Raw genomic sequence first — 25289 nt, forward strand, 5'->3', positions numbered from 1 at the left:
CATCCCGTTTATTTATGAAATCGATGTTGCTGGTAAAATTCCATCGCTCAGGCAGCGAGTCAATCGGCCAAGCATCAAGCGCAGCCATCCGGCCAAAGAAAAAGGGCCCGCCGTGAAGCGGGCCCAGTCAGGGGAAGCAGGAGAAGAAGGGGTCTAGCGGCGCACGCGCAGGGTGACGCCGAAGGTGCGCGGATCGCCCAGCGAGCCGGTGATCGCGCCGGTGTTCCCCGCGCCCAGCGACAGGTAGTAGAGCTTGTCGAAGACGTTGCGGCCCCAGACCTGCAGGTCCCAGCTGCCGTCTTCCGCGCCGACGCCGGCGCGCAGGTTCAGCAGGGTGTAGCCCTTGATCTTCGAATATTCCGAGTTCGAGGCGCTGGTGTAGTAGGACGACTTGTAGCTGGCGTCGTAGCCGGCATAGGCCGTCAGGCCATCGCTGCGCCAGGTTCCGGCCGCCTTGCGATACTCGCCGCCGGTCGAGGCGGCCCACAGCGACGCGCCGGGCAGGCGGCGGCCGGTGAGGTTGCAGTAGGTCGACAGCTGGATCTCGATCGGGCAGGCGGCCTGCTCGTAGCTGGTGTAGCTGGCGTCGTTGTAGGTGGTCGAACCGTAGAGGGTCAGGCCCTGGATCGGCGCGGCCCGCAGATCCAGCTCGACGCCGCGGCTGCGCACGCTGCCGGCGTTGGTCAGGTAGCTGGCGTTGTTGATCAGGTTGACGGCGGTGGTCTGGTAGCCGTCGTCGTTCGTCCAGAAGAGCGCCAGGTTGGCGGTCAGGCGGCGGTCGAACCAGGTGCTCTTCAGGCCCGCCTCGTAGGCGTCGATGGTCTCCGGCGCGATGACCGGATCGACGGCGTTGGCGCCGGAAGTGTTGATGTTCGACAGGTTCAGGCCGCCGGCCTTGTAGCCCCGGGCGTAGGTCGCATAGACGAGCGGGCCGTTGTCGAAGGTGTAGGCCAGGGTGACGTTGCCGGTCAGGCTGTCGCCCGAGGTCTTGGACGAGAACGTATTGGCCGCGCCGAAGCGCGCGCGCAGGGTTAGGGCCGTGGCCCGGTCGGCGGCGCTGAGGCCCGACAGGTCGGCGCCCCAGGCCGTCTGGTCGAACCAGCCGGTCATCTTCTCGTAGGTGTAGCGCAGGCCGCCGGTGATATCGAAGCGGTCGGTGACGTGCCAGGTGCCTTGCGCGAAGGCCGCCGCGCTGGTGGTCTCGGGGCTGGAGTGGCTGACGATCGAGTAGTTGTTCAGCGCCGCCGCCCGCACCGTCGCCGAGGCCGCCGCCGGCGCCAGCAGCCAGTCGGCCGCCGCCGGGCCGTAATAGTTGACCGCCTCGGCCTCGAGGTCCTGCCAGAAGTAGTAGAGGCCCGCGACGTAATCGAGCTTGCGGTCGCCTTCCGAGCGGATGCGCAGTTCCTGGCTGAACTGCTGCTGGTCGTTGTCCTGGTGGGCGTCGATGATCGCCGAGACGGTCGTGCCGTCGGCGTCGTTGTGCGGGCGCCAGTGCCAGCCGCGCCAGGCGGTGACCGAGGTGATCGTCGCGTCGGCCAGCTTATAGTCGACGATGGCCGAGACCCCGCCGTGGGTCTCGAAATAGCTGTTCTTGGTGTTGACCGAGACCCGGCGCGCCTCTGGATCGATCGGCGGCGGCGTGAAGCCGATGCGCGCCGTGCGGGCCAGGTAGCCGTTCGGATAGGCCGCGCCGCTGTCGGCGTAGTTGGTGAAGAGGCCGGTCAGGACGCTGGCGGCGGTGTTGGAGTACTGCTGGCCGTAGTCGCCCGAGAGCTTGATGGAGAGGCTTTCGTTCGGCGTCAGCAGGAACTGAACCCGGCCGCCGAAGTCGTGATAATCCTGGGTTTTCGACCCGTCATAGACGTTGGTCATGTAGCCGCCGCGCTGGGTGTTGGCCAGCGAGACGCGGTAGGCCAGCTTGTCCTCGACGATCGGGCCCGAGGCGATCAGGTGGGCCTGGAAGTAGTCGTAGTTGCCTCCGGTGACGTCGGCCGAGAACTCCGGCGTGAACTTCGGCTCCTTGGTGGCGATCACGAGGGCGCCGGCCGAGGTGTTCTTGCCGAAGAGCGTGCCTTGCGGGCCGCGCAGCACCTGGACAGAGTCGAGGTCGGCCAGGTCGAACACCGCCTGGCCCGGACGGCCCAGATAGACCTGGTCGAGATAGACGCCGACCGCCGATTGCAGGCCGTCGTTATAGACCGAGACGTTGTTGCCCAGGCCGCGGATGTTGATGCTGGTGTTGCGCGGGTTGGTGACGCTGACCGACAGGCTGGGCGACAGGGTCTGGAGGTCGCGGACGTTGAAGGCGCGGGCGGCCTCCAGCTGGGCGCCGCCGAAGGCCGAGACGGCGACGGGCACGGTCTGGGCGTCCTCGTCGCGGCGGCGGGCGGTGACGACCACGGCGTCGAGGCCCACGGCGTCGTCCGCCGAGGCGGTGGTCGGCTCGGGGCTCGCAGGCGTCTCGGCGGCGAAGGCGGGCGCGGCGCCGGCCATCAGGGCCACGCACGAGGCGGCCAAGGTCAGGCGGCGAAGCGTCGCGCCGTGGTTGTGGTCACGGCGAGTATTCGCCTGGTGGATAGAAACGAGTACGCCCGACATCGCGAGGAGCCCCCATAGACTGCAAGAACAACCGCAGAAAACGACGGCCATTGACGCGTCGGCGGGCCCTTCGCCGATGCGTCGTCGTTGCGGTGCGGAGGGAGCTTTAAATCCCAACTACTCCGATCGGTATTGCAGAAATTCTCAACAGGGCGTTTCGAAATTGTCGTAAGAGCGCTCGGAGCCGGAGGCCTTAGGGGGAAGGGAGAACACGAGGGAAAGCGTCATGAAGACCCATCACACGACCCTGCGCGGACGGCTTCTGGCCGGCGCCCTGATCGCCGCCACCAGCCTCGCGGGCGGCCTCGCCAGCGCCGCGGAACCTACGGTTCCAGCCGCGACCCGCGCGGTCGAGAAGCGTCCGAACTTCTTGATCATCGTCGCCGATGACTTGGGCTATTCTGATCTCGGAGCCTTCGGCGGCGAAATCGAGACGCCCAACCTCGACGCCCTGGCCAAGGCCGGCGTGCGGTTGTCGGGCTTCCACACCGCGCCGACCTGCTCGCCGACCCGCTCGATGCTGATGACGGGGTCCGACAACCACCAGGTGGGCCTGGGCTCGATGGCCGAGGTGCTGACCCCCGGCCAGAAGGGCAGGCCCGGTTACGAGGGCTATCTCAACGAGCGCTCGGTGACCGTCGCCGAGCTGCTGCGCGACGGCGGCTATCGCACCCTGATGGCCGGCAAGTGGCACCTTGGCCTGGCCGACGACCAGTCGCCGACGGCGCGCGGCTTCGAGCGCTCCTACGCCCTGCTGCAGGGCCTGCAGAACCACTTCGGGGAGGACCAGACCGAGGCTTACAAGGCCGCCGGCGTCGCCTCGACCTTCCGCGAGGACGGCAAGGTCGTGACCTATCCGAAGGGCGTCTACTCGGCCGACTTCTACGGCGACAAGATGGCCCAGTTCATCCGCGAGGGCGCGGGCGACAGCCGGCCGTTCTTCGCCTACCTGACCTTCACCGAGCCGCACTGGCCGCTGCAGGCGCCGCCCGAAACCATCGCCAAGTACAAGGGCCGCTACGACGCCGGCTACGAGGCGCTGCGCGAACAGCGGCTGGCCAGGCTGAAGGCGCTGCGCCTGGTTCCCAAGGACGTCAAGCCGCACCCGTTCGTCGACACGCCGGCCTGGAGCTCGCTGACGCCTGAGCAGAAGAAGGACCAGTCGCGCCGCATGGAGATCTACGCGGCCATGGTCGACCGCATGGACCAGAACATCGGCAAGGTGGTCGCCGCCCTGAAGGCCTCGGGCCAGTACGACAACACCGTCATCGTCTTCCTGTCGGACAACGGCGCCGAGGGCAGCCGCATCGACACCATCCGCGGCGTGCCCGATCCGGCCAAGCTGGCGACGCTGCCGGTCGACAACAGCTTCGACAACCTGGGCGCGGGCTCCTCGCACGTAGGCTACGGCCCCGGCTGGGCGCAGGCGGCCACGGCGCCGACCCGCCAGGTCAAGGGCTACACCACCGAGGGCGGCATCCACACGCCGGCCATCGTCGAGGGGCCGGGCGTCAAGGGCGACGGCCGCATCGTCGATTCCCTGGCCCACGTGGCCGACGTCGAGGCGACGGTGCTGGAACTGGCCGGCGTGAAGCGCCCCGAAACCTATCGCGGCCGCGCGGTGGCCCCCTCGATCGGTCGTTCGTGGGTTCCTGCGCTTGCCAGCGCCGACGCCGGTGTGCGCGGCCCGCAGGACCTGGTGGCCTGGGAGCTGTTCTTCCGCCGCGCCGTGCGCCAGGGCGACTGGAAGGCGGTCTACCTGCCGTCGGCCCCGGGCGGGGCGGCCTATTCCCGCGAAGCCGTGCTGCCGGCCAACTGGCAGCTCTTCAACCTCAAGAGCGACCCGGCCGAGGCCGTCGACCTGGCGTCCAGTCAACCCGACAAGCTGAAGGAGCTGGTCGAGGCCTGGAACCGCTACGCCGCCCAGAACGGCGTGGTCCTGCCGCCGCCGCAGCCGGCCGCCGGTGCGGCCGCGCCCGCAAAGTCCGGCGCGCGCTGATGCGGCGCGGCCTTCCTGGTGCAGCGGCGGTGGTCGCCCTGGTCGCGGGCCTTGCGGCCGGCGGCTTCACGACCGCCGATCCGGCGGGCGTCGAGGTCGCGGCGATCCGCGCCGCGCCCGCGGGCGCCTGCAAGGCCCAGGAAGGCCGCGCCTTCATTCCCGCCGGCGAGGTGTCGCTGGGCGAGGACGGTCCGGGGCGGCCGGGCAAGGCGGTGAAGGTCGAGGGCTTCTGGCTCGATCGCCACGAGGTGACCAACCGCCAGTTCGCCGCCTTCGTCGACGCCACCGGCTACGTCACGCAGGGCGAGCGCGACGGGGCCTCGGCGGTGTTCGTCCAGCCCGAGCACCTGTCGGGCATGGACGACGCCGGCCAATGGTGGAAGCTGGTCCGCAAGGCTAGCTGGCGCCGTCCCCACGGCGGCGGGGCCGATGACCTGGCCCATGCCGACGAGCCGGTGGTGCACGTGGCCTATGCCGATGCGGCCGCCTACGCCCGCTGGGCCGGGGGGCGCCTGCCCACCGAAGCCGAGTGGGAGCGGGCCGCCCGCGGCGACCAGTCGGGCCCGCGCGCACCGCAGGCCTGGGCCTATGACGACGACGGCAAGCCCACCGCCAACACCTGGCAGGGCGAGTTCCCGCTGGCCCAGAGCAACGAAGATCACTTCACGGGCCTAGCGCCGGTCGGCTGCTTTTCGCCTAACGCCTTCGGCCTGGTCGACATGATCGGCAACGTCTGGGAGTGGACGGCCAGTCCCGCCGGAACCTCGGGCGTCGAGCGCCTGATCAAGGGCGGCTCGTTCCTCTGCGCCTTCAACTACTGCGCCAACTTCCGCCCCGCCGCCTGGCAGGCCCAGGAGGAGGGGATCGGAACCTCGCACGTCGGGTTCCGGGTGGCGTACGAGAAACCCTCCCTCTCTTAAAGAGAGAGGGATTTCTCGTCCCCGTCCAAATCCACTCGCTGCCGCACGATTTCCAGTCGGTCGCCCGCGTCGCGCATCTCGTAGAGCTTGCCCCGGGCGTTCTTGAATGGGCGGTGGACCACCATCATCAATTGGCCGTCGAAGCGGGTGAACAGCATGCCGTGGCCGCTGTCGTGGCGGACCAGCGGCGGCAGTTGCTCCCACGGTCCCTCGATCGTTCCGCTCTTTGAGCGCGCCTGCGACTGGACGTAGCCGTTCTTGTCGTAGCTGGACCACAGCATCAGCAACTGGCCCGTCATGGTCGTGAAGAGCTGCGGGCCGTCGGTGACATAGGCGAGGTCACCTTCCGGCTGCGTCTTGCCGTCGGCCCACGGCGCCTGGCTGGCGGTGAAGAGTGTGCGGGACGGGCCGGCGGCGGCCAGATCGTCGGTCAGGGGCAGGGCCTCGATCGCACCGTCGCCCACCTGCAGCCACTCGCGCGAATAGACGTACAAGGGCCGCCCGTCGGGAGCGACGTAGAGCGTGCCGTCCAGGGTCATCAGCGCTTTCGGCGCGACCGGCTCGCCGCCTCGGACCACGGTGAACGGCCCCTCCGGACTGTCGGCCATGGCCAGGATCGTGCCGCGCCGGTAGGGCTTGCGCCGGCCGGCCGGCGGCAGCAGGGCGGCCTCGTCGTGGAAGGTGGCGAAGAGGAACCAGCGGCCCCGCCACTGGTGCACTTCCGGCGCCCAGGCTCCGCCCTTGAACCAGGCGTCAGTAGGCGCCGAGAACACGCAGCGCGGCTTTTCCCAATCCAGCAGATCGCGGCTGACGTACATCATCGTGCCCAGGCCCGGCGTTCCGCTCAGACGGGCGATGTTGGAGGTGTAGAGCCGGTAGAGGCCCGCCTTCTGGTCGGCGATCATGAACGGGTCGTGCAGCGGCATGTTCGGCAGGCGCAGCATCGGTTCGGCGCGGACGGCGGCGGGCGCCAGCGCCAGGGCGGCGGCCCCGAGCGCCAGCGCCCGTCGCGAGGTGTCGATGGGCATGCTTCCTCCGGGCGACGCGATACGAAGCGCGATCTAGGAAGACATGGCGGCGCTTTGCAACGGCGAGGGCAGGGGGCAAGCTGGCGGCGTTGTCGTGGTGTGCGGCAAAGGTCGTGCTGGCCTATCGGTATTTTAGGGCATAAACCTCGACCGATAACGAAGCATGCGACAAAGGCAGGCCCGAAACTGTCTTGTCCCGAGGAGGAACGCGTTGATCGAGTCGGTTCTGATCGCCAATCGCGGCGAGATCGCGCGCCGGATCATCCGCACCGCGCGCGAGATGGGCGTGCGCACCATCGCCGTCCATTCGGAGGCCGACAGCCACGCTCCGTTCGTGATGGAGGCCGACATGGCCATCCTGATCGGCGGCTCGCCGGCCCGTGAAAGCTATCTCGACCCGGCCAAGATCCTGGCCGCCGCGCGCCAGACCGGCGCCGAGGCGATCCACCCCGGCTACGGCTTCCTGTCGGAAAATGCCGACTTCGCCCAGGCGGTGATCGATGCAGGGCTCGTCTGGATCGGGCCGCCGCCGTCGGCGATCCGCGCCATGGGCCTGAAGGACGCCGCCAAGAAGGTCATGATCGAGGCCGGCGTACCGACCACGCCCGGCTATCTGGGCGATGACCAGTCGGTCGAGCGGCTGACCGCCGAAGCCGCCAAGATCGGCTTCCCCGTGCTGATCAAGGCCGTGGCCGGCGGCGGCGGCAAGGGCATGCGCAAGGTCGACCGGGCCGAAGACTTCGTCGAGGCCCTGGGCTCGTGCCGTCGCGAGGCCGCCGCCAGCTTCGGCGACGACCGCGTGCTGCTGGAAAAGTACGTCACCAGCCCGCGCCATATCGAGGTGCAGGTGTTCGGCGACCAGTTCGGCGACGTCGTGCACCTGTTCGAGCGCGACTGTTCGTTGCAGCGCCGCCACCAGAAGGTCATCGAGGAGGCTCCGGCCCCCGGCATGGACGAGGAGACGCGTGAGGCGGTGTGCGGCGCGGCCGTGCGCGCGGCCCAGGCCGTCGGCTATGTGGGCGCGGGCACGGTGGAATTCATCGCCGACGCCAGCGAGGGCCTGCGCGCCGACCGCATCTGGTTCATGGAGATGAACACCCGTCTGCAGGTCGAGCACCCGGTCACCGAGATGGTCACCGGCCAGGACCTGGTGGAATGGCAGTTGCGAGTCGCCTCGGGCGAGCCTCTCCCGCTGGCCCAGGACGAGATCGAGCTGCGAGGCTGGGCCATGGAGGCGCGCCTCTATGCCGAGAACCCGGCCACCGGATTCCTGCCCTCGACCGGTCCGCTGAAGCATTTCCGCCTGCCCGAGGGCGACGTGCGCGTCGACAGCGCGGTGGAGGAGGGCGGCGAGGTCACGCCCTTCTATGATCCGATGATCGCCAAGCTGATCGCCCACGGCGTCGACCGCGAGGACGCGGCCCATCGCCTGGCCGAGGCCTGCAAGCTGGTCGAGGTCTACCCCGTGAAGACCAACGCCGCCTTCCTGGCCGCCTGCGCCAGCCATCCGGACTTCGTCGAGGGCGCGATCGACACCGGCTTCATCGCCGCGCGGCTGGACGAACTGATCGAACGCCAGTTCTCGGACGCCCCGACCCTGGCCGCGATCGGCCAGCGGCTGGAGACCTTCATGGCCGCCGACCAGCCCAAGGCCGATCCTTGGGCCAGCGCGCCTTCGCGCCTGCTCGGCTTCCGCATGGGCGCGCCGCGCGCGGCCATGGCGCTGCCGCTGACCGTGGACGGCGCCAAGGTTCCGCTGCGCGTGGGCCTGGTGACTGGCGCCGGCGACGACTGGTCGTGGGACATCACCGTGGAGGACGGCCGACCGCTCGACGACGTCGACGTGCTGCCCGGCGTCTACGGCCGCGATCCGCTCTATGTGTTCGAGGGCGGCGACGTGCGTGAGTTCGACTTCGCGCCCCAGGTCGGCGGCGGCGCCCATGGCGGGGCCTCGGACGGGGCGATCCTGTCGCCGATGCCCGGCAAGGTGGTGTCCGTGGCGGTTTCGGCCGGCCAGTCCGTGACCAAGGGCCAGACCCTGCTGGTGCTGGAAGCCATGAAGATGGAGCACGCCCTGGCCGCGCCGTTCGACGGCGTGGTCGGCGAGCTGTCGGCCGTGGCCGGCGGCCAGGTGGCCGAGGGCGTGGTGCTGGCGCGGCTGGAGGCGTCGGCCTGAAGGCCGACCCCCTCCGGCCCTTCGGGCCACCTCCCCCAGAGGGGGAGGATCCAAGAGCGGCCGCGTCAAGAAGATGCTCCCCCTCTGGGGGAGCTGTCGCGGAGCGACTGAGGGGGCCGCGCAGCGGCTAAGCCGGCGCCCTCGCCAGTTCGCTGTCCTCGTCGTCGCTTTCGTCGAGGGCGCCCAGCTCGCCGCGGGCGCGGGCGGCCTTGCCGTAGAGGATCTCGAACAGCGGGCTGGCCATCAGGGTGGTGATGATCGCCATCAGCACCAGCATCGAGAACAGCGCCGGGCCGATGATGCCCTTCTGCAGGCCGATGTTGATGATAATCAGCTCCATCAGGCCGCGGGCGTTCATCAGGGCGCCGATGCCGCAGGCGGTGGCGTTGTCCTGGCCGGTGAGGCGCGCGGCGGCCCAGCAGGCGCCGCCCTTGGCCAGGATCGAGCCGGCCAGGATCACCAGGGTCACGGCGACCAGGCTGACGCTGTTGACCATGGTCAGCTGGGTGTGCAGCCCCGAGAAGGTGAAGAACATCGGCAGCAGCAGTACGACCGCGAACGGCTCCAACTGCTTCTTGACCTCGCGGCTCAGCACGCCGCGCGGCAGCACCGTGCCCAGGATGAAGCCGCCGAACACCGCGTGGATGCCGACCGCGTCCATGGCCCAGGCGCTGAGCATGAACAGCATGACCACCACGCCCAGGATGTTGGGCGTGACCTTGCCTTCGCGTTCGGCCCAGCGGCCCAGCGGAGCCAGGAGCTTGGGGCCCAGGGTGACCATGAAGGCGACGAAGACCGCGCCGCCGACGATGGCCTTGATCGCCACGGCCGGTCCGCCGCCGAAGGTGGCCAGCACGATGGCCAGCACCGTCCAGGCGCCGGCGTCGTCGATGGCGCCGGCCGACAGCGAAAGCGTGCCGAGCGGAGTCTTCGAGAGGCCGCGCTCGTGGATGATGCGGGCCAGCATCGGGAAGGCGGTGATCGAGATCGCCGCGCCCATGAACAGCGTGGCCTGGAAGGTGTCGATGCCCTTGCCGAACAGGCCAAGGCTCAGCAGCCAGGGCGCGATGGCCACGGCCACCAGGAACGGCGCGGCCATGCCCGACAGCGACACGGCCGCCGCGCTCTTGGCGTTGCTCTTGAAGTGGTCGGCCTGGAAGCCAAGGCCCACCAGGAACATGTAGAGGCCCACACCCATCTGGGCGCCGACATAGAGGACGCTCTTGGAGTCCTTGGGGAACAGCATGTGCTGGATGTCCGGCGCCAGCAGGCCGAACAGCGACGGCCCCAGCAGGACGCCGGCGATCATCTCGCCCACCACCTGGGGCTGGCCCAGGTACTTTTTCGCGAGCCAGCCGACCAGGCGGCTGACGGCGATGATCACGAACATCTGTAGAAAGAAGACAACGCTGAGCTCAGCAGCCGTCATGGTCCCGTTCCCCCGAAATCGCGCCGTCCTTCGACGGTCGGCGTCTCTTCCCTTGATGCTCCGATATCACCGGTCTGGAACCGGACCTAGATGTTAAATGATAGCGTTGTCACGTCGACGGCGAAGGCTGGCGCTTGCGCCGTGGTTGGAGCGCGCTACATCGGCTGCATGGCTCTGCACATGATCAAGCTGGTCGTCGGCTGCGACACGATCGACGACCTCGTCGCCTGGCACAAGGAAGGCCATCCCTGGGTGATGCATACCCGCATGACCCCCAAGCGGATCGACGAGATCCTCGACGGCGGCTCGCTGTATCGGGTGTTCAAGGGCCAGGTGCTGTGCCGCCAGACGATCCTGGCCATCGACACGGTGGGCGAGGGGCAGAATGCGCGCTGCGAGGTGACGGTGGATCCGGCCATCGTCCGCGTCGCGCCCCAGCCGCGCCGGGCCTTCCAGGGCTGGCGCTATCTGAAGCCCGAGGACGCGCCGCCCGACCTGACAGAGGGCGAGGCCGCCGACCTGCCGCCGGAACTGGCTCGCCAACTCCGGGAGCTTGGCGCCTGGTGATCGCTTAGCGGATCATCAACCGAGGCGTGAGACGATCCTCGCTCGACCTTCTTCAGGGAGAGCGAAGATGCGACTGGCCTATATGGCGCTCGGCATGGGTCTGCTGTTCCTGGCGATGATGATCGCCGTCGGCATCGCGCTGGTGGCGAAGGCCTAGGGGCGCCTTCAGGCGCCCCCATTTCACGCGCCCATGTTGTCGATCAGCCGGGTCTTGCCCAGCCAGGCGGCCGCCAGCAGGCGCGGCCTTGCGCCAGAGGGCAGGGCGTCGGGGCCCAGGCGCGACAGGTCGTCGGCGTCGCGGAAATCGAAATAGTCCACCTGCCGGAAGCCGGCGGCCTCGAGCGCGGCCTTGCCGGCGGCTTCGGCGGTCTCGACGCGTTCGCCGGCCTGCACGGCGGCGATGGCGGCCTTCATGGCGTTGGGCAGGGCCACGGCGGCGGCGCGTTCCTCGGTCGACAGGTAGGCGTTGCGCGATGAGAGGGCCAGGCCATCCTCGGCCCGGGCGGTCGGAGCGCCGACGATCTCGACGGGAAGGTCGAGGTCGCGGGTTACGCGGCGAATGACCTGGAGCTGCTGGTAGTCCTTCTCGCCGAAGACGGCGATGTCCGGCTCCGCCTGGATCAGCAGCTTGGTGACGACGGTGGCCACGCCGCCGAAGAACTGCGGGCGGGCCGCGCCTTCCAGCGGCTCGGACACGCCCGTCAGGTTGATCGTGGTCGAGAAGCCCTGCGGGTACATCTCGGCGGCGTTGGGGGCGAACAGCAGGTCGCAGCCGGCGCTTTCCAGCAGCTGGGCGTCGCGGGTTTCGCCGCGCGGATAGGCGTCGAAGTCCTCGTGCGGGGCGAACTGCTTGGGATTGACGAAGACGCTGGCCACGGTGCGCTTGACCTTGGTCTGGGCCAGGCGGACGAGCGACAGGTGGCCGTCGTGCAGCGCGCCCATGGTCGGGATCAGGCCCACCTGCTCGCCGGCGGCTTTCCAGGCGCGGACCTGCTCACGCAATTCGGCGACGGTGCGGACGATACGGGTCATGTCGGGGGAGACTCTGTTGCGACGCAAAAACGAGCGTTCGGACGCGCGGCTTATGGCCGATATGGGACAGCGGGTCCACCTGCGACACCGAGTCTGTGGACGCAGGGCGCCATAAGATTGACGCTAGGAGCGCGCAGGGCGTTTCATGCGCGTTAAGATTTTGGTTAGATTCGCCCGAGTCGGCGGAACGAAGGATGAAGCCTATGGCCGAAACGCGCGTGATCGTCGTCGGCAACGAAAAGGGCGGGGCCGGCAAGTCCACCATCGCGATGCACCTGATGACGTCGCTGCTGTACGGCGGCGCCCGGGTCGCGATCATGGACCTGGACCTGCGCCAGTGCACCAGCATGCGGTTCTGCGAGAACCGCGCGGCCTGGCTGGCCGGCAACGACGTCAAGCTGCCGATGCCGCAGACCTTCCGTCTCAGCGACGACGACATCGCCCTGGCGGCGGCGTCGGAGGCCGAGCAGGTGGCCGCGTTCGAGAAGGCCTTCCTGGCCGCGCGCGAGGTCGCCGACTTCGTGCTGATCGACACCCCCGGGGGCGACACCCAGATCACCCGCATGGCCCACGGCCTGGCCGACCTGATCGTCACGCCGATGAACGACAGCTTCGTCGACTTCGACATGCTGGGCCACGTCGACCCGGTGACCATGGAGCTGCAGAAGCCCAGCCTCTATTCCCAGACGGTGTGGGAGGCCCGCAAGGCCCGCGCCATGGCCGGCCAGCGCCAGCCGCTGGACTGGGTGGTGCTGCGCAATCGCCTGGCCACCACCGAAGCCCGTAACCGCAAGCGCCTGGAAGACCGCCTGACGGCCCTGGCCAAGCGCGTGGGCTTCCGCATGGGCCCCGGCCTGCGCGACCGCGTGATCTATCGCGAGCTGTTCCCGTTCGGCCTGACCATCGCCGACCTGTCGACCCAGGTCCGCCCGGTGCCGGTGTCGTTGCAGCACCTGGCCGCGCGCCAGGAACTGCGAGCCCTGATGCACTCGCTTGGCCTGGCCGCCTTCTCGGGCGAAACTCTGCTCGCCGCCCAGTAATCCGCTGGGGCGGCGCCGGGGCCGCGCATGCTGTTCTATCTGATCCTCGGCGCGGTGGTCGTCGCCTGGCTGCTGTGGGGCAAGCATAAGCCGCTGCTGGCCGGCGAAGGCTGGCGCATCGGCGCGGGCGTCATGTCGGCCGCCGCCTTCGCCGGCGCGGCCTATACCGGCATTCGCAGCCAGTGGCCGGTGGCCATCGCCCTGGGCGTGATCGGCCTGTGGTGCGCCACCTCGGCCCGCCAGCGGCCGGTGGTCCGCAAGGTCGCCGAGCCTGGCAAGGCCGAACTTTCCGCCAACGAGGCCCGCTCGATCCTCGGCGTCGACGCCAAGGCCGGCCCCGACGAGATCCAGGCCGCCTACGCCCGCCTGATCCGCCTGGCCCATCCCGACAAGGGCGGCACGGCGGGCCTGGCGGCGCAGCTCAACGCGGCGCGAGACCGGCTGCTGAAGGGGCGGTGAGGGCCACGCACGGCCAAAGAAAAAGCCGGCGACCGCGAGGTCGCCGGCTTCTCTGTTTCTAGCTCCAGGCCGGATCAGCGCGGGGCGATGACCATGCAGGGCTGGCGCTTGGCGGTGATCGCCGAGCAGGCCGCGCGGGCGGCGTCGGCGGTCATGCCCTGGAACTGGGCGCGGAAGGCGCCGCCGGCAGCGCTGACCACGGCGCCCTCGGCGTCGGCCACGGCCTTGGCGAAGCGATCGCGGACGATGCCCAGCTGCTTGTTGGCCAGGCTCTTGGACTGGAAGGCGCCGACCTGGACGCTCCATTCGCCCTTGGCCTTCTTCGGAGCCGGCTTGGCGGCGTCCTTGGCGGCCTTGAGGGTGGGGGAGACCTTCACCGGGGCGGGCTTGGGGTTGTCGGTCAGCACGATCTTCAGGCCGGCCTGGTCGCCGTCGCCCTCTTCCGAGGAGGGGCGCATGATCGGGCCGGTCGGATCTTCTTCGTACAGGTTGGCGGCGATGCTGGTGCGCTCTCCGTGCGAGCGACGGCGCATCACGTCGAAGCCGGTGGTCAGCAGGTCTTCCATGTTGTTGTCGCGCCAGGCGGTCGACGAGCCGCCCAGGACCACGGCGATCAGGCGGCGGCCGTCACGCACGGCCGAGCCGGCGAGATTGTAGCCGGACGCATTGGTGTAGCCGGTCTTCAGGCCGTCGAAGCCTTCCATGCTGGAGAGCAGGCGGTTGTGGCCGCGGACGTAGCCGCCGCGGAACTCGAAGCCCTTGAGGCTGAAGTAGGAATAATACTGCGGGAAGTCGCGCATCGTGGCGCGCGACAGGATGGCCAGGTCGCGCGCGGTGCTGATCTGGCGGCTGTCGGGCAGGCCCGAAGCGTTGACGAAGCGGGTGTTACGCATGCCCAGCTCCTGGCCCCGCAGGGTCATCAGTGCGGCGAAGCGGCTTTCGCTGCCGCCCAGCTTCTCGGCCATGGCGGTGGCGATGTCGTTGGCCGACTTAACGGCCATGGCGCGAATCGCCTCGTCGACGCTGAGGCTGTCGCCCGGACGCAGGCCCATCTTGGTGGGGGCCTGAGCGGCGGCGCGCGGCGAGATCGGCACGCGGTCGGTCAGCTTCAGGCGGCCTTCGCTGAGCGCCTCGAAGGTGAGGTACAGCGTCATCACCTTGGTGACCGAGGCCGGATAGCGCGGGCTGTCGGCGCGCTTGTCGTACAGAACCTCGCCCGAGTTGGCGTCGATCACGATGGCCGCGTACTTGGGTTCTGCGGCGTTCAGCTGCAGGTACGGGATCTGGGCCGAAGCGACGGTGGGAGCTGCGACGCCAACCAGCGAAGCCGCGGCGAGGCCGGCGGCGACGAGGAGGCGACGGGCGGATTTAAGCTTGGCGAACATGCGACAAACGTCCGTCATTTGAACTGAGCGGTTCCGCACCGCCACACGCGTGAGAGCTAGCATGCGCGTTGTCGCCTTACGCCAAAGTAAACAACTGGTGAGCGATTTCGCCGCACATTAAGATAAAACTTAGGCGTTGCGGCAACGCTTCGCTCGGCATGCGGTCAGGGTACGGAGCAGCTTCACCTAGGGTTATGGTGCGCTGCACAAAATCGTTTGACTGCTGCACTGCAACATGAGAAAACCATGTCGTCCCAACGCATGGCGCGGGATCGCGGCTTGAAACCCTAACAAGGTCGCGTCGTCCCACCATGACCCGCCCAGGAGCCCTCCCCATGGCCGTCACCGAGACCCTGAAGAGCACCGTCGAGCAATACTCCACCGCCAGCAACCAGGCGTTCAAGGACGGTGTCGACAAGTCCCTCGCCGCCCTGGCCGAAGCCAACACCCATTCCAAGAAGAACCTCGAAGCCGTGGTCGCCTCGGTGACCGCCGCGACCAAGGGCGCCGAAGCCCTGGGCGCCGAGGCCTTCGCCTACTCGAAGAAGGCCGCCGAGGATCAAGTCGCCGCGGCCAAGGCCCTGGCCGGCGCCAAGAGCGTGCAGGAAGCCGTCGAGCTTCAGACCGCCTGGGCCAAGTCGGCTTTGGAAGCCTACATCGCCCAGCTGAGCAAGGCCTCGGAGATCGTCTCGGCCTCGATCAAGGACTCGGTGAAGCCGCTGAACGAGCGCGTCACCGCCACGGTCGAGAAGTTCCAGGCCGCTCGCTAATTCGAAATTCGGAACGGCCCCGCTTGCGGGCCGTTTCCAAGTCTACCCAGCCTTCAGGCTCGGACCTCGCGGTTCGGGCCTTTTTTCTTGTGTGCCTTGGCCCGGACCCCGGGTCCGGGCCTTTTTTCTTGTGTGCCTTGGCCCGGACCCCGCGTCCGGGCCTTTTTTCTTGTGTGAAGGCGCGCCCTTGCTAAGCATGCGCTCTCGGTAAGGGAGCGTTTGAATGTCGAAGGTGGAAGAGCGTCTGGCGGGCCTGGGGATCACGCTGCCGCAGCCGGTGGCGCCGGTGGCCAACTACGTGCCGTTCGTGCGCTCGGGCAATCTCGTCCACATCTCGGGCCAGATCTCAATCGATCCGGCCGGCGGCATCAAGGGCACGGTCGGCGTCGACGTCGACCTGGAGACCGCCCAGAAGGCCGCGCGCCTGTGCGGCGTCAACCTGCTGGCCCAGATCAAGGCCGCGGTCGGCGACCTCGACAAGGTGGCCCGGGTGGTCAAGCTGGGCGGCTTCGTGCAGGCCGGCCCCGACTTCATCGACATTCCCAAGGTCATCAACGGCTGCTCGGACCTGATGGTCGAGGTGTTCGGCGACGCCGGCCGCCACGCCCGCTCGGCCGTGGGCGTCTACAAGCTGCCGCTGGGCTTCGCCGTCGAGGTCGACGCGGTGGTGGAGGTCTTCTGATGCGCGCGCGTCCGCGGCCCGGGACCGAGGTGTTCGGCGAAGCGTGGGAGCGCCTCTTCGATCCGCCGATCGCGCACCGGGGCCTGTGGACGCCGGGCGGCGCGCCCGAGAACTCGCTGGCCGCTTTCCAGGCCGCTTGCGCGAAAGGTTACTCCATCGAGCTGGACGTCCAGCTGACGGCCGATGGCCAGGCGGTGGTCTTCCACGACGATCGCCTCGAGCGCCTGACGGGCGTGGAAGGCCGACTGCGCGATCACACCGCCGCCGAACTCTCCGCCATGAAGCTGTCGGGCACGGACGAGACCATCCCGACCCTGGCCGACGCCCTGGCGGTGATCGGTCACCGGGCCATGGTCCAGATCGAGCTCAAGACCCCGTTCGGCGAGGTGGGCGAACTGGAGAAGAAGGTCTCGGAGATCCTGATCGACCACAATGGTCCGATCGCCGTGATCGGCTTCAACCCGTACTCCCACGCCTGGTTCGCCGATCACAATCCGCAGGTTCTGCGCGGACTGGATTCCTACAGCTGGAACGACGAGAACGCTCGCAAGCTGGCGCCCGAGCTGCGCAAGTCGCTGGCGGCCCTGGAGCAGGTGGAGTTGGCGCGTCCGGACTTCCTCGCGTTGGGGCTCGACATGTTGCCCAGCCCGCGCGCCGACGTCTTCCGCGCCAAGGGCATGCCCATCGTCGCCTGGACGGTGCGCTCGCCCGAGCAGTGGGACGCTGTTTCCGACCATTGCGACAACCTGATCTTCGAGGGCTTCGCTGCGTGAGTTCGCTTAAGGCGGAGGTCCGCATCCACCGCCGCATCGCCGACATCGGCCAGGAAGCATGGGACGCCTGCGCCGGGGCTTCCGGCGACCCCTTCGTCAGCTTCGACTTCCTCGACATCCTCGAAGAGAGCGGCTGCGCGGGTGATCGCACCGGCTGGGCGCCGCACCATGTCAGCGTCTCCGATACGGACGGGCGCATCGCCGGGGTGATGCCGCTCTATCTGAAGAACCACAGCCAGGGCGAATACGTCTTCGACCACGCCTGGGCCGACGCCTACGAGCGGGCGGGGGGCAGCTATTATCCCAAGCTCCAGTGCTCGGCGCCGTTTTCGCCGGTGACCGGGCCGCGCCTGATCGCCCGGCCGGACGTCGATCCGGACGAGGCGCGCTCGGCCCTGCTGGGCGGGGCGCTGACCCTGTGCGAGCGCATCGGCGCCTCGTCGCTGCACGTGACCTTCCCGACCGAAGACGAATGGGACTGGATGGGCGATCGGGGCCTGCTGCGGCGGCAGGATCAGCAGTATCACTGGGAAAACGCCGGCTACGCCACGTTCGACGACTTCCTGGCGGCCCTGTCCTCCAACCGCCGCAAGACGATCCGCCGCGAGCGTCGCGACGCCCAGGACGGGCTCGAGATCGTGGCCCTGAGCGGCGACCAGCTGACCCACGAGCACTGGGACGCCTTCTTCGGCTTCTACATGGACACCGGCGGCCGCAAGTGGGGCCGGCCGTACCTGAACCGCCGCTTCTTCTCGCTGCTGCAGGAGCGGATGGCCGACAAGGTGCTGCTGATCCTGGCCCGCCGGCCGGGCGGGCCGCGGATCGCCGGCGCGCTGAACCTGCTCGGCCGCGACTGCCTCTACGGCCGCCACTGGGGCTGCACCGAGGATGTGCCGTTCCTGCACTTCGAGCTCTGCTACTACCAGGCCATCGAGCACGCGATCCGGCTGGGCCTGCCGCGCGTCGAGGCCGGCGCCCAGGGGCAGCATAAGATCGCCCGCGGCTACCTGCCCAGCGCCGTCTACTCCGCCCACTGGATCGCCGACCCGGCCCTGCGCGAGCCGGTCGCCCGCTACCTGGAGCGCGAGCGAGAGGCGGTGACGGAAGACATGGCGATGCTCACCGAGGAGTATTCGCCCTTCCGGCACGAGGGCTAGGGGCGCTTTCCCTGGCTAATGCAGGCTGACCTCGGCCACCTTGTTGCGATAGTCGCGCTTGGGGTCTTGGCCCAGCATCAGCTTCATGCCGGCGAACAGGCTGCTTTCGTTGCGCCAGATGCGGGCGTGCTCGGGGTCGAAGCGCAGTAGGCGAAGCGTCGGATCGGTCTTGCCGGTGAACCAGGCGGCCACGAACGGGCTCCAAAGGCCGTCGATGGCCTGGCGGTCATTGTCGATCCGCAGGCGGCCGTCGATCTCGGCGAACAGGTCGTGACCCTTCGAGGAAAAGTGCATCACCGCGTCGCGCTCGCGATCGAGGGCCGCGACCATGTCGCAGTCTGCGGATGTGAAGATCCAAAGCGGGCCGCCTTGCTCGCTTTCCATCAGGGCGGTCATCGGTTGGCAGTGGCCGCCCTCGACATCGCGCAGGCCCAGCATGACGGTGCGGTCGGTCTTGAGGGCTTTCCAGAACTTGGCGGTTAGATCGGTTTCCTTGGACATGGTCTTGTCCTCCCGCCGTCAAAACGTGGCCGCGCCTGGCGCCGTTCCCCGTCAGGAGCGGTCCCATGCCGCTTTCAGCAGCGCCTTGACCTCGTCGTCGACCTCGGCCGGCGAGGCGAGGGCAAGCCTGGCCTTCAGCCGCTCGGACCAGCTCTCGTTCTTCGGCTCGGAGAGGCGGGGGGAGGCGTCGGGCGTCAGGGCCAGGCCCAGCGACACCGTTCCGCCCTTCACGGGCCTTGCGGCCGCGAACTGCACCTTGCCCGACCAGGCGGTGAAGGCCTTGCGCTGGCCGGTGACGAGGCCCGGGAGATCGGCCACGGTCGTCTCGATCGCCGCCAGGATCGCGGTGGAGGCCGGGTCGGTCCACAGCGCCGCGCGCAGGCCCTCGGCGTCGTCCCAGCCCAACTCCGACGGGAAGGCCACGCCCAGGATATGGGCGGCGCGGTTCACGCCCAGGCCGTGATTGACCTTCAGCCAGTCGACGCGGGCCTTGGGTCTGGTCTCCTGGCAGTCGCGGCGGACTATCTCGACCCACTGCTCCAGGGTCTTGCCGGTGTCGCGTTCCAGGCTGGCCTGCACAGAGGCGAACCATTTCTTCTGGCGTTCGGTCAGGCCCTGGCCCGTCTCGTCGCTCTTGCCCACGCTTGCGCACCCTCCCTGGTTTGCTAGAGCCTGTCCCACGCAATGGAGACGACCATGAGCCTTCACGGAACCTACGACCCGGACAACATCTTCGCCAAGATCGTTCGCGGCGAGATCCCGAGCGTGAAGGTCTTCGAGGACGACGAGGTCATGGCTTTCATGGACGCCTTTCCGCAGTCGCGCGGCCATCTGCTGGTGATCTCCAAGACCTCCAAGGCGCGCAATGTGCTGGAGGCCGAGCCCAAGACCCTGGGCCGGCTGATCGGCGCGGTGCAGAAGGCGACCCGGGCGGTGACGCAGGCCCTCAAGCCCGACGGCGTGGTCGTCACCCAGTTCAACGGCGCCCCGGCCGGCCAGACCGTGTTCCACCTGCATTTCCACGTCATCCCTCGCTACGAGGGCGAGGCCCTGGGCCGTCACGGCGGCGGCATGGCCGATGTCGAGGACCTGAAGGCCCTGGCCGCCAAGATCAGCGCGGCGCTCTGAAGCTTCAGGTTGCCGCGTCCCGCGAACCTCGCCATACGGGGGCGGGGGCTGCATGAAACTTCATCCGATCACCTGGATCCTGCTTGGGTCGGCCGGCGTGCAGTTGGCCGTCCTGGGGCTTCACGTCCTCGGCGTCGCCCAGGCGGCCGGCGAGGCGTCGCAACTGGTGACCTCGGCGGGCTACGAACCGGACATCCTACAGGCCTGGCTCGGTCGGTCGCTGGGGGAGGTGTTGCAGCGCCTCGGCATGATCGTGGTCAATGCCGGTCTGGCCGCCTGGGTCGAGTTTCTGGCCCGCACCTACCGAGATCTACGCGCGACGAACGCGCTGGGAGACGCTTGATGCCCGACGCCCTGGACGCCCCTGCCGATCACGCCTCCGCGTTCTTTCGCCGCCTGCATCCGGTGACCCGCATCGTCGCGGCCGCTGGCCTCGTCAGCTTCTGCGGCGACATGATGCAGTTGGTCGGCATCGTCTCGGCGTTCCAGCATGGAGCGGCGGCTCAGCCGATGGGCGTCACGATCGCGGGGTTCCTGACCAGCCTCGGCTATTCGATCGGCTATGTCGGCGCCGCCGCGACGGTGGAGTACCTGTTCCGCATCTGGCGCGAAGTGAAGGCGATCCGGGAGCGCGGCTGACCCGCGACGTCGGCGAGGCCGATAGCCGGTCGGCAAACGGTCCCGTCATCCCGACCAAAGGCGCGTGTCAGAGGCGAGGGAGCCGGAACTTCTCGCGCTTACGCTCCCCGGAGCGACGCGAGGCCCCGGCGATCGGCTTGGCCGCAGCCTAGGCCGTAAGCTTATACGTCATCGAAAATCAGGGCGGCGCGAGCGGCGGTGGCGGTCCCTGCTACGGCAGCAGCTTGATCAGCGCGGTCGAGATCGACACCAGCACCGCCATGCCGCCCAGCAGCGCCCAGCCCTGGAGCCGGATCTTCTCGCTGAGGTCGGCGCAGATGCGGGCCTCGGTCAGGGCGATCTCGCTACGAACCTGAGCGATCTCGCTCTTGAGCTGTCTTGGTCGCCAGAAGTCCCGAACGGGTCGCCAACTCACTGATGTCTGGAAGCATTGTCGTCTGCTGCACCAGTTCCACGACAGCCTCGGCTGCACGCGCTTCCATCCCCGCTTCACGTAGGCGCTTTGAAGCGCTCAGGGTGTCGAAAGGGATGTTGCTGATGAACTCACGCTACTCGTTTGTTCTTGTTTTGTCTACCCCCCCCTCGCGTGAGCCGGGGCGAACCTTTCCGGCCCTGAGGCTTTCCCCTTCCAAAGCCTAGCTTCAGCGGCCGGCGAAGGACAGCGAATGACCGATCCCCTGGCACGGCGCGGCCTCTATCGTCTGATCTATGCTAGCCGGGCGGCCGATCCGGCGGCCATCGACGAGACCCTGCGGGCGGTGGTCGCCAGCTCGATCCAGAACAATCGCATCGACGACATCACCGGTTTCCTGGCGGCCGGGGAGGGGCGGTTCCTGCAGGTGCTTGAAGGGCCGGGCCAGACGGTCGCTCAGGCCTATGAACGGATCGGCGCAGATCCGCGCCATGACGAGATCGTGCTTATCGCCGACGGTCCGGCCGAGCGACGACTGTTCAGCGATTGGAACATGGGCCAGCGGCGGTTGGCGGCCGAGGACGCCTCGGCCCTTTCGGAGGTGGGGCTGGAGCACTTCACGCCGGCGGGCCTGGACGAGGAGCGGGCGATCCGCCTGCTGTCGCTGCTGGGCGCGCGCCACCTGCGCTAGACAAGAAAAAGGCCCGGAGCGCTCCGGGCCTTTTCCATTCTCAACAGGCCTTGAGCCTTACTCGGCCAGGGCCGGCTCCTCGGCGTCGTCCGACTTGCCGGACTTGCCTTCCGAGGCGCTTTCGATCTCGAAGCCGATCTTGCCGTTCTCGAGCACCACCTTGACGTGGCCCCCGCGGACGAGGCGGCCGAACAGGATGTCGTCGGCCAGCGGCTTCTTGATGTGCTCCTGGATGACCCGGGCCAGCGGACGGGCGCCGTAGAGCTCGTCGAAGCCGTTCTTGGCCAGCCAGTCGGCCGCGTCGTCGGCCAGTTCGATCGTGATGTTGCGGTCGGCGAGTTGCGCCTCCAGCTGCATGACGAACTTCTGGACGACTTGGCGGATGATCTCCGGCGTCAGCGGCTTGAAGGCCACGGTCGCATCCAGGCGGTTGCGGAACTCCGGCGTGAACAGGCGCTTGAGGGCTGCCTCTTCCTCGCCTTCGACCTTGGAGCGGCCGAAGCCGATCGACTGCCGCTGGGCGTCCGAGGCGCCCGCATTGGTGGTCATGATGAGGACCACGTTGCGGAAGTCGACCTTCTTGCCGTTGCTGTCGGTGAGCGTCCCGTTGTCCATCACCTGCAGCAGGATGTTGTAGACATCCCCGTGCGCCTTCTCGATTTCGTCGAGCAGGACGACGGCGTGCGGGTGCTGGTCGACCGCGTCGGTCAGCTGACCACCCTGGTCGAAGCCGACATAGCCGGGAGGGGCGCCGATCAGGCGGCTCACGGTATGGCGCTCCATGTATTCCGACATGTCGAAGCGCAGCATCTCGATGCCGAGCGTCGAGGCCAGTTGCTTGGCCGCTTCGGTCTTGCCGACGCCGGTGGGACCACTGAACAGATACGAGCCGATCGGCTTGTTCGGTTCGCGCAGGCCGGCGCGGGCCAGCTTCATGGCGGCGGACAGCTGGCTCAGGGCCTCGTCCTGGCCGAACACCGCGCGCTTCAGGTCGGCTTCGAGTTCCTTGAGGGCCTCGGTGTCCGACTTGCTGACCGACTTGGGCGGGATGCGGGCGATCTTGGCGACGACGGCCTCGATCTCCTTGACGCCGATGGTCTTCTTGCGGCGGCTTTCCGGCAGCAGCATCTGGCCCGCGCCCGCCTCGTCGATCACGTCGATCGCCTTGTCGGGCAGCTTGCGGTCGGTGATGTACTTGGCCGACAGCTCCACCGCGACCTTCAGGGCCTCGGCGGTGTACTTCAGCTTGTGGAAGTCCTCGTAGTAGGTCTTCAGGCCCTTGAGGATCTTGATGGTGTCTTCCACCGTCGGCTCGTTCACGTCGATCTTCTGGAAGCGACGGACCAGGGCCCGATCCTTCTCGAAGTGCTGGCGGAACTCCTTGTAGGTGGTCGATCCCATGCAGCGCAGGCTGCCCGAGGCCAGGGCCGGCTTCAGCAGGTTGGAGGCGTCCATCGCCCCGCCGCTGGTGGCGCCGGCGCCGATGACGGTGTGGATCTCGTCGATGAACAGCACCGCGTTCGGGTGGTTCTCGAGTTCCTTGACCACCTGCTTGACGCGTTCCTCGAAGTCGCCGCGATAGCGGGTGCCGGCCAGCAGCGCGCCCATGTCGAGCGAGTAGATGGTGGCTTCCGCCAGGACTTCGGGGACCTGGTGGGTGATGATCTTGCGCGCCAGGCCTTCGGCGATGGCGGTCTTGCCGACGCCGGGATCGCCCACGAGCAGCGGGTTGTTCTTGGTGCGGCGGCACAGGATCTGGATCGCGCGTTCCACTTCGTTCGCGCGGCCGATCAGCGGGTCGACCTTGCCCTGGCGGGCCTTTTCGTTGAGGTCGACGCAGTAGGCCTCGAGGGCTTCGCCGCCGGTCTTGGTGTTGGGCTTTTCCTGATCTTCCTCGACCGCGGTCGCGCCCTTGGCGGCCTTGGGCTCCGAAGCGCCGGCCTTCTTGGCGATGCCGTGGGCGATGAAGTTCACCGCGTCGTACCGCGTCATGTCCTGCTCCTGCAGGAAGTAGGCGGCGTGGCTCTCGCGTTCGGAGAAGATGGCGACCAGGACGTTGGCGCCGGTCACTTCCTCGCGGCCGGACGACTGGACGTGGATCACGGCGCGCTGGATCACGCGCTGGAAGCCCGCCGTGGGCTTGGCGTCCTCCTCGTCGTCGACCACCAGCGAGGAGAGTTCGACGTCGAGATAGTTGACCAGGCTCTTCTTCAGGGCGGTCAGGTCTACGTCGCAGGCGCGCATGACGCCGGCGGCGTCGTCGTCGTCGGTCAGCGACAACAGAAGGTGTTCGAGGGTCGCGTACTCATGCTTTCGCTGATTGGCGTACGCGACGGCGCGATGCAGGGATTCTTCGAGAGGACGCGAAAAAGAGGGCAAGGGGAGGCTCCTCAATCCTTTTCCATGGTGCACTGCAGCGGGTGCTGATGTCTGCGGGCTGAGTCGATCACCTGGGCGACTTTGGTCTCGGCGACTTCGTAGGTGAAAACACCACAGACGCCGACGCCGTTCTGGTGAACGTGCAACATGATCCGTGTCGCGTCTTCGCGCGACTTGTTGAAGAACCGTTCGAGCACGTAAACGACGAACTCCATGGGGGTGTAGTCGTCGTTCAGGATCAGTACGCGATAAAGCGAGGGCTTCTGCGTCTTCGGCTTCACTTCCGTGACGACCGAAGAGCCCGCGCCTGTATTTCCGCCTTGCTTTCGCTCGGCCATCGACCGCTTTCTCCCGGCGGGAAGCAAATCACCCGCCTTCATGAATTAGATATGGAAAAGCGGCGGCTTTGGAAGAGGCCGCCGCCCGACTGCGCCGCTTTAGCACAGGGGCGCCATCGAAATCGGCTTCACGTTTGGGAGAGCGGCGAAGGTGGCCGGTGCGTTCCCGCGGCGAGGCTGCGAAATGGTGTGCGGCGCGTTGTCGCGCAAGGGGGAGGGGTTATCCGCAGACGCATGATGCGCGGACGTGGCCGCACCTGGAGGAACCTCCCCCCGTGGGGGAGGAGATCGCGCAGCGATCGGAGGGGGAGGACGGCAAACGCCCTGAAAGCTGAAACCAGCCCCCCACCGGCCCTCCGGGCCGCCTCCCCCACAGGGGGAGGGTCTCTGAAATCAGCCCGTCACCGTGTAGATCATGATCCCGGTGGCCACGGACAGGTTCAGGCTGTCGGCGCGGCCGCGCATGGGGATCTTGACGTTGACGTCGCAGGCGGCCGCCAGTTCGGGCGGCAGGCCCTGCTGCTCGTTGCCCATCAGGATCAGCGACGGCTTCACGTAGTCGGCGCTCTTGTGGTCGACGGTGGCGGTCAGCAGGGTGCCGACCACGCTGCCGGGCCATTCCTCGCGCCAGGCCAGGAACTCCTGAACGCTGGCCTTGGCGATCTTGACGGCGAAGACCGAGCCCATGGTCGCGCGCACGCCTTCCACCGAATAGGGATCCACGCAGTCGCCGACCAGGATCACCCCACCGGCGCCGGCCGCGTCGGCCGTGCGGATGATGGTGCCCAGATTGCCCGGGTCGCGGACGGCTTGGAGGGCCACCCAGCAGTCTGCGCTCCGCGGCACGATGGCCGACAGCGGCGTGTAGACCTGGCGGAAGACGCCGACCACCGCTTGGGGGTTATCGCGGCGCGAGACCTTCTCGAGGATCTCGCGGTTGACCTCGATCACCTCGCCGCCGGCGGCGGCGCAAGCCTTGGCGGCCTTTTGCAGCATCGGGTGGTCGGCCGCGTCGGGGCCGTACATCAGGATCTTGGGCGCGTGGCCGCAGTCGATCGCCTCGATGACGATCTTCAGGCCCTCGGCCAGGAACAGGCCGCTGTCCTCGCGCTCTTTGCGCATGTGCAGGGCGCGGACGGCCTTCACCGTGGCGTTGGTCAGGGAGGTGACGGTCTTGACGCTCATC

The 25289-nt window shown here is 68.1% G+C and carries 25 protein-coding genes; 14 read left to right on the forward strand and 11 right to left on the reverse strand.

What is annotated here, in order from left to right; genetic code table 11:
- Nucleotides 1-153 precede the first annotated feature (153 nt).
- Nucleotides 154-2598: a TonB-dependent receptor gene (locus SGCZBJ_RS19510; protein WP_101719612.1), complete on the reverse strand. Its 2445-nt coding sequence runs from the start codon at nt 2596-2598 to the stop codon at nt 154-156.
- 226 nt (nt 2599-2824) lie between these two features.
- On the opposite strand from SGCZBJ_RS19510, the gene SGCZBJ_RS19515 reads away from it, so the two are divergent.
- The gene (locus tag SGCZBJ_RS19515) at nt 2825-4597 is read left to right on the forward strand and encodes an arylsulfatase (protein ID WP_101719613.1); all 1773 of its coding nucleotides are present in this window, start codon (nt 2825-2827) and stop codon (nt 4595-4597) included.
- Nucleotides 4597-5517: an SUMF1/EgtB/PvdO family nonheme iron enzyme gene (locus SGCZBJ_RS19520; RefSeq protein ID WP_101719614.1), complete on the forward strand. Its 921-nt coding sequence runs from the start codon at nt 4597-4599 to the stop codon at nt 5515-5517. The genes SGCZBJ_RS19515 and SGCZBJ_RS19520 overlap by 1 nt, the downstream gene beginning before the upstream one ends.
- On the opposite strand, the gene SGCZBJ_RS19525 is transcribed toward SGCZBJ_RS19520, so the two are convergent.
- Complete coding sequence (locus tag SGCZBJ_RS19525; protein ID WP_101719615.1) at nt 5514-6545, reverse strand: glycoside hydrolase family 43 protein; 1032 nt, start codon at nt 6543-6545, stop codon at nt 5514-5516. The genes SGCZBJ_RS19520 and SGCZBJ_RS19525 overlap by 4 nt on opposite strands.
- A gap of 211 nt (nt 6546-6756) precedes the next feature.
- Between SGCZBJ_RS19525 and SGCZBJ_RS19530 the strand changes: the two genes are divergently transcribed.
- On the forward strand, nt 6757-8721 hold the full coding sequence (locus SGCZBJ_RS19530; RefSeq protein ID WP_101719616.1) for an acetyl/propionyl/methylcrotonyl-CoA carboxylase subunit alpha: 1965 nt from the start codon (nt 6757-6759) through the stop codon (nt 8719-8721).
- Nucleotides 8722-8848: 127 nt separating this feature from the next.
- Here SGCZBJ_RS19530 and SGCZBJ_RS19535 read toward each other — a convergent pair whose 3' ends face one another.
- Complete coding sequence (locus SGCZBJ_RS19535; protein WP_101719617.1) at nt 8849-10150, reverse strand: cation:proton antiporter; 1302 nt, start codon at nt 10148-10150, stop codon at nt 8849-8851.
- Between the two features lie 168 nt (nt 10151-10318).
- Here SGCZBJ_RS19535 and SGCZBJ_RS19540 point away from each other — a divergent pair, with 168 nt between their 5' ends.
- The gene (locus SGCZBJ_RS19540; RefSeq protein ID WP_101719618.1) at nt 10319-10717 is read left to right on the forward strand and encodes a DUF1489 family protein; all 399 of its coding nucleotides are present in this window, start codon (nt 10319-10321) and stop codon (nt 10715-10717) included.
- A 180-nt stretch (nt 10718-10897) separates the two neighbouring features.
- On the opposite strand, the gene panC is transcribed toward SGCZBJ_RS19540, so the two are convergent.
- Nucleotides 10898-11749 carry a pantoate--beta-alanine ligase gene (panC, locus tag SGCZBJ_RS19545; RefSeq protein ID WP_101719619.1) on the reverse strand — a complete coding sequence of 284 codons (852 nt, stop codon included), beginning with the start codon at nt 11747-11749 and terminating at the stop codon, nt 10898-10900.
- A gap of 203 nt (nt 11750-11952) precedes the next feature.
- Between panC and mipZ the strand changes: the two genes are divergently transcribed.
- Complete coding sequence (gene mipZ, locus SGCZBJ_RS19550) at nt 11953-12789, forward strand: division plane-positioning ATPase MipZ (RefSeq protein WP_101719620.1); 837 nt, start codon at nt 11953-11955, stop codon at nt 12787-12789.
- Between the two features lie 30 nt (nt 12790-12819).
- Nucleotides 12820-13248 carry a J domain-containing protein gene (locus tag SGCZBJ_RS19555; RefSeq protein WP_101719769.1) on the forward strand — a complete coding sequence of 143 codons (429 nt, stop codon included), beginning with the start codon at nt 12820-12822 and terminating at the stop codon, nt 13246-13248.
- 74 nt (nt 13249-13322) lie between these two features.
- Here SGCZBJ_RS19555 and SGCZBJ_RS19560 read toward each other — a convergent pair whose 3' ends face one another.
- A complete protein-coding gene (locus SGCZBJ_RS19560; RefSeq protein WP_101719621.1) occupies nt 13323-14633 on the reverse strand; it encodes a D-alanyl-D-alanine carboxypeptidase family protein in 1311 nt (436 codons plus the stop codon).
- Between the two features lie 335 nt (nt 14634-14968).
- Between SGCZBJ_RS19560 and SGCZBJ_RS19565 the strand changes: the two genes are divergently transcribed.
- The 4 genes from SGCZBJ_RS19565 (at nt 14969) to SGCZBJ_RS19580 (ending at nt 18015) form a co-directional block, all read left to right on the forward strand.
- Nucleotides 14969-15403, forward strand: coding sequence for a phasin family protein (locus SGCZBJ_RS19565; protein WP_101719622.1), 435 nt, complete (start codon nt 14969-14971; stop codon nt 15401-15403).
- Nucleotides 15404-15626: 223 nt separating this feature from the next.
- The gene (locus SGCZBJ_RS19570) at nt 15627-16085 is read left to right on the forward strand and encodes a RidA family protein (RefSeq protein WP_058347593.1); all 459 of its coding nucleotides are present in this window, start codon (nt 15627-15629) and stop codon (nt 16083-16085) included.
- Entirely contained in the window at nt 16085-16858 is a 774-nt protein-coding gene (locus SGCZBJ_RS19575; RefSeq protein ID WP_101719623.1) for a glycerophosphodiester phosphodiesterase, read from the forward strand. The genes SGCZBJ_RS19570 and SGCZBJ_RS19575 overlap by 1 nt, the downstream gene beginning before the upstream one ends.
- Entirely contained in the window at nt 16855-18015 is a 1161-nt protein-coding gene (locus tag SGCZBJ_RS19580) for a GNAT family N-acetyltransferase (protein ID WP_101719624.1), read from the forward strand. Before SGCZBJ_RS19575 ends, SGCZBJ_RS19580 begins: the two co-directional genes overlap by 4 nt.
- 15 nt (nt 18016-18030) lie before the next feature.
- Here the strand turns inward: SGCZBJ_RS19580 and SGCZBJ_RS19585 are convergent, their stop codons facing one another.
- Both SGCZBJ_RS19585 and SGCZBJ_RS19590 read right to left on the reverse strand, forming a co-directional pair.
- Nucleotides 18031-18516 (reverse strand): pyridoxamine 5'-phosphate oxidase family protein, encoded by a 486-nt coding sequence (locus SGCZBJ_RS19585; protein ID WP_101719625.1) that lies wholly within the window; start codon nt 18514-18516, stop codon nt 18031-18033.
- A gap of 51 nt (nt 18517-18567) precedes the next feature.
- Entirely contained in the window at nt 18568-19158 is a 591-nt protein-coding gene (locus SGCZBJ_RS19590; RefSeq protein ID WP_101719626.1) for a DUF4287 domain-containing protein, read from the reverse strand.
- 54 nt (nt 19159-19212) lie between these two features.
- Here SGCZBJ_RS19590 and SGCZBJ_RS19595 point away from each other — a divergent pair, with 54 nt between their 5' ends.
- From SGCZBJ_RS19595 to SGCZBJ_RS19605, 3 genes are read left to right on the forward strand one after another with little or no spacing between them, the layout of a single operon-like run.
- Nucleotides 19213-19644, forward strand: a complete 432-nt coding sequence (locus SGCZBJ_RS19595; RefSeq protein WP_101719627.1) for an HIT family protein — start codon at nt 19213-19215, stop codon at nt 19642-19644.
- 52 nt (nt 19645-19696) lie between these two features.
- Entirely contained in the window at nt 19697-19987 is a 291-nt protein-coding gene (locus SGCZBJ_RS19600; protein ID WP_101719628.1) for a hypothetical protein, read from the forward strand.
- Nucleotides 19987-20283, forward strand: coding sequence for a hypothetical protein (locus SGCZBJ_RS19605; protein ID WP_101719629.1), 297 nt, complete (start codon nt 19987-19989; stop codon nt 20281-20283). Before SGCZBJ_RS19600 ends, SGCZBJ_RS19605 begins: the two co-directional genes overlap by 1 nt.
- Before the next feature lie 211 nt (nt 20284-20494).
- Here SGCZBJ_RS19605 and SGCZBJ_RS26220 read toward each other — a convergent pair whose 3' ends face one another.
- The gene (locus SGCZBJ_RS26220) at nt 20495-20698 is read right to left on the reverse strand and encodes a hypothetical protein (RefSeq protein ID WP_240621578.1); all 204 of its coding nucleotides are present in this window, start codon (nt 20696-20698) and stop codon (nt 20495-20497) included.
- A gap of 250 nt (nt 20699-20948) precedes the next feature.
- Between SGCZBJ_RS26220 and SGCZBJ_RS19615 the strand changes: the two genes are divergently transcribed.
- The gene (locus tag SGCZBJ_RS19615; RefSeq protein WP_101719630.1) at nt 20949-21386 is read left to right on the forward strand and encodes a BLUF domain-containing protein; all 438 of its coding nucleotides are present in this window, start codon (nt 20949-20951) and stop codon (nt 21384-21386) included.
- Between the two features lie 57 nt (nt 21387-21443).
- On the opposite strand, the gene clpA is transcribed toward SGCZBJ_RS19615, so the two are convergent.
- The 3 genes from clpA to SGCZBJ_RS19630 form a co-directional block, all read right to left on the reverse strand.
- Complete coding sequence (clpA, locus tag SGCZBJ_RS19620; protein WP_101719631.1) at nt 21444-23765, reverse strand: ATP-dependent Clp protease ATP-binding subunit ClpA; 2322 nt, start codon at nt 23763-23765, stop codon at nt 21444-21446.
- A gap of 11 nt (nt 23766-23776) precedes the next feature.
- Nucleotides 23777-24103, reverse strand: coding sequence for an ATP-dependent Clp protease adapter ClpS (clpS, locus tag SGCZBJ_RS19625; RefSeq protein WP_058347605.1), 327 nt, complete (start codon nt 24101-24103; stop codon nt 23777-23779).
- Nucleotides 24104-24496: 393 nt separating this feature from the next.
- Nucleotides 24497-25288: a TrmH family RNA methyltransferase gene (locus SGCZBJ_RS19630; RefSeq protein WP_101719632.1), complete on the reverse strand. Its 792-nt coding sequence runs from the start codon at nt 25286-25288 to the stop codon at nt 24497-24499.
- Nucleotide 25289: the final 1 nt, after the last annotated feature.

This window comes from Caulobacter zeae, assembly GCF_002858925.1.
Taxonomy (GTDB): domain Bacteria; phylum Pseudomonadota; class Alphaproteobacteria; order Caulobacterales; family Caulobacteraceae; genus Caulobacter; species Caulobacter zeae.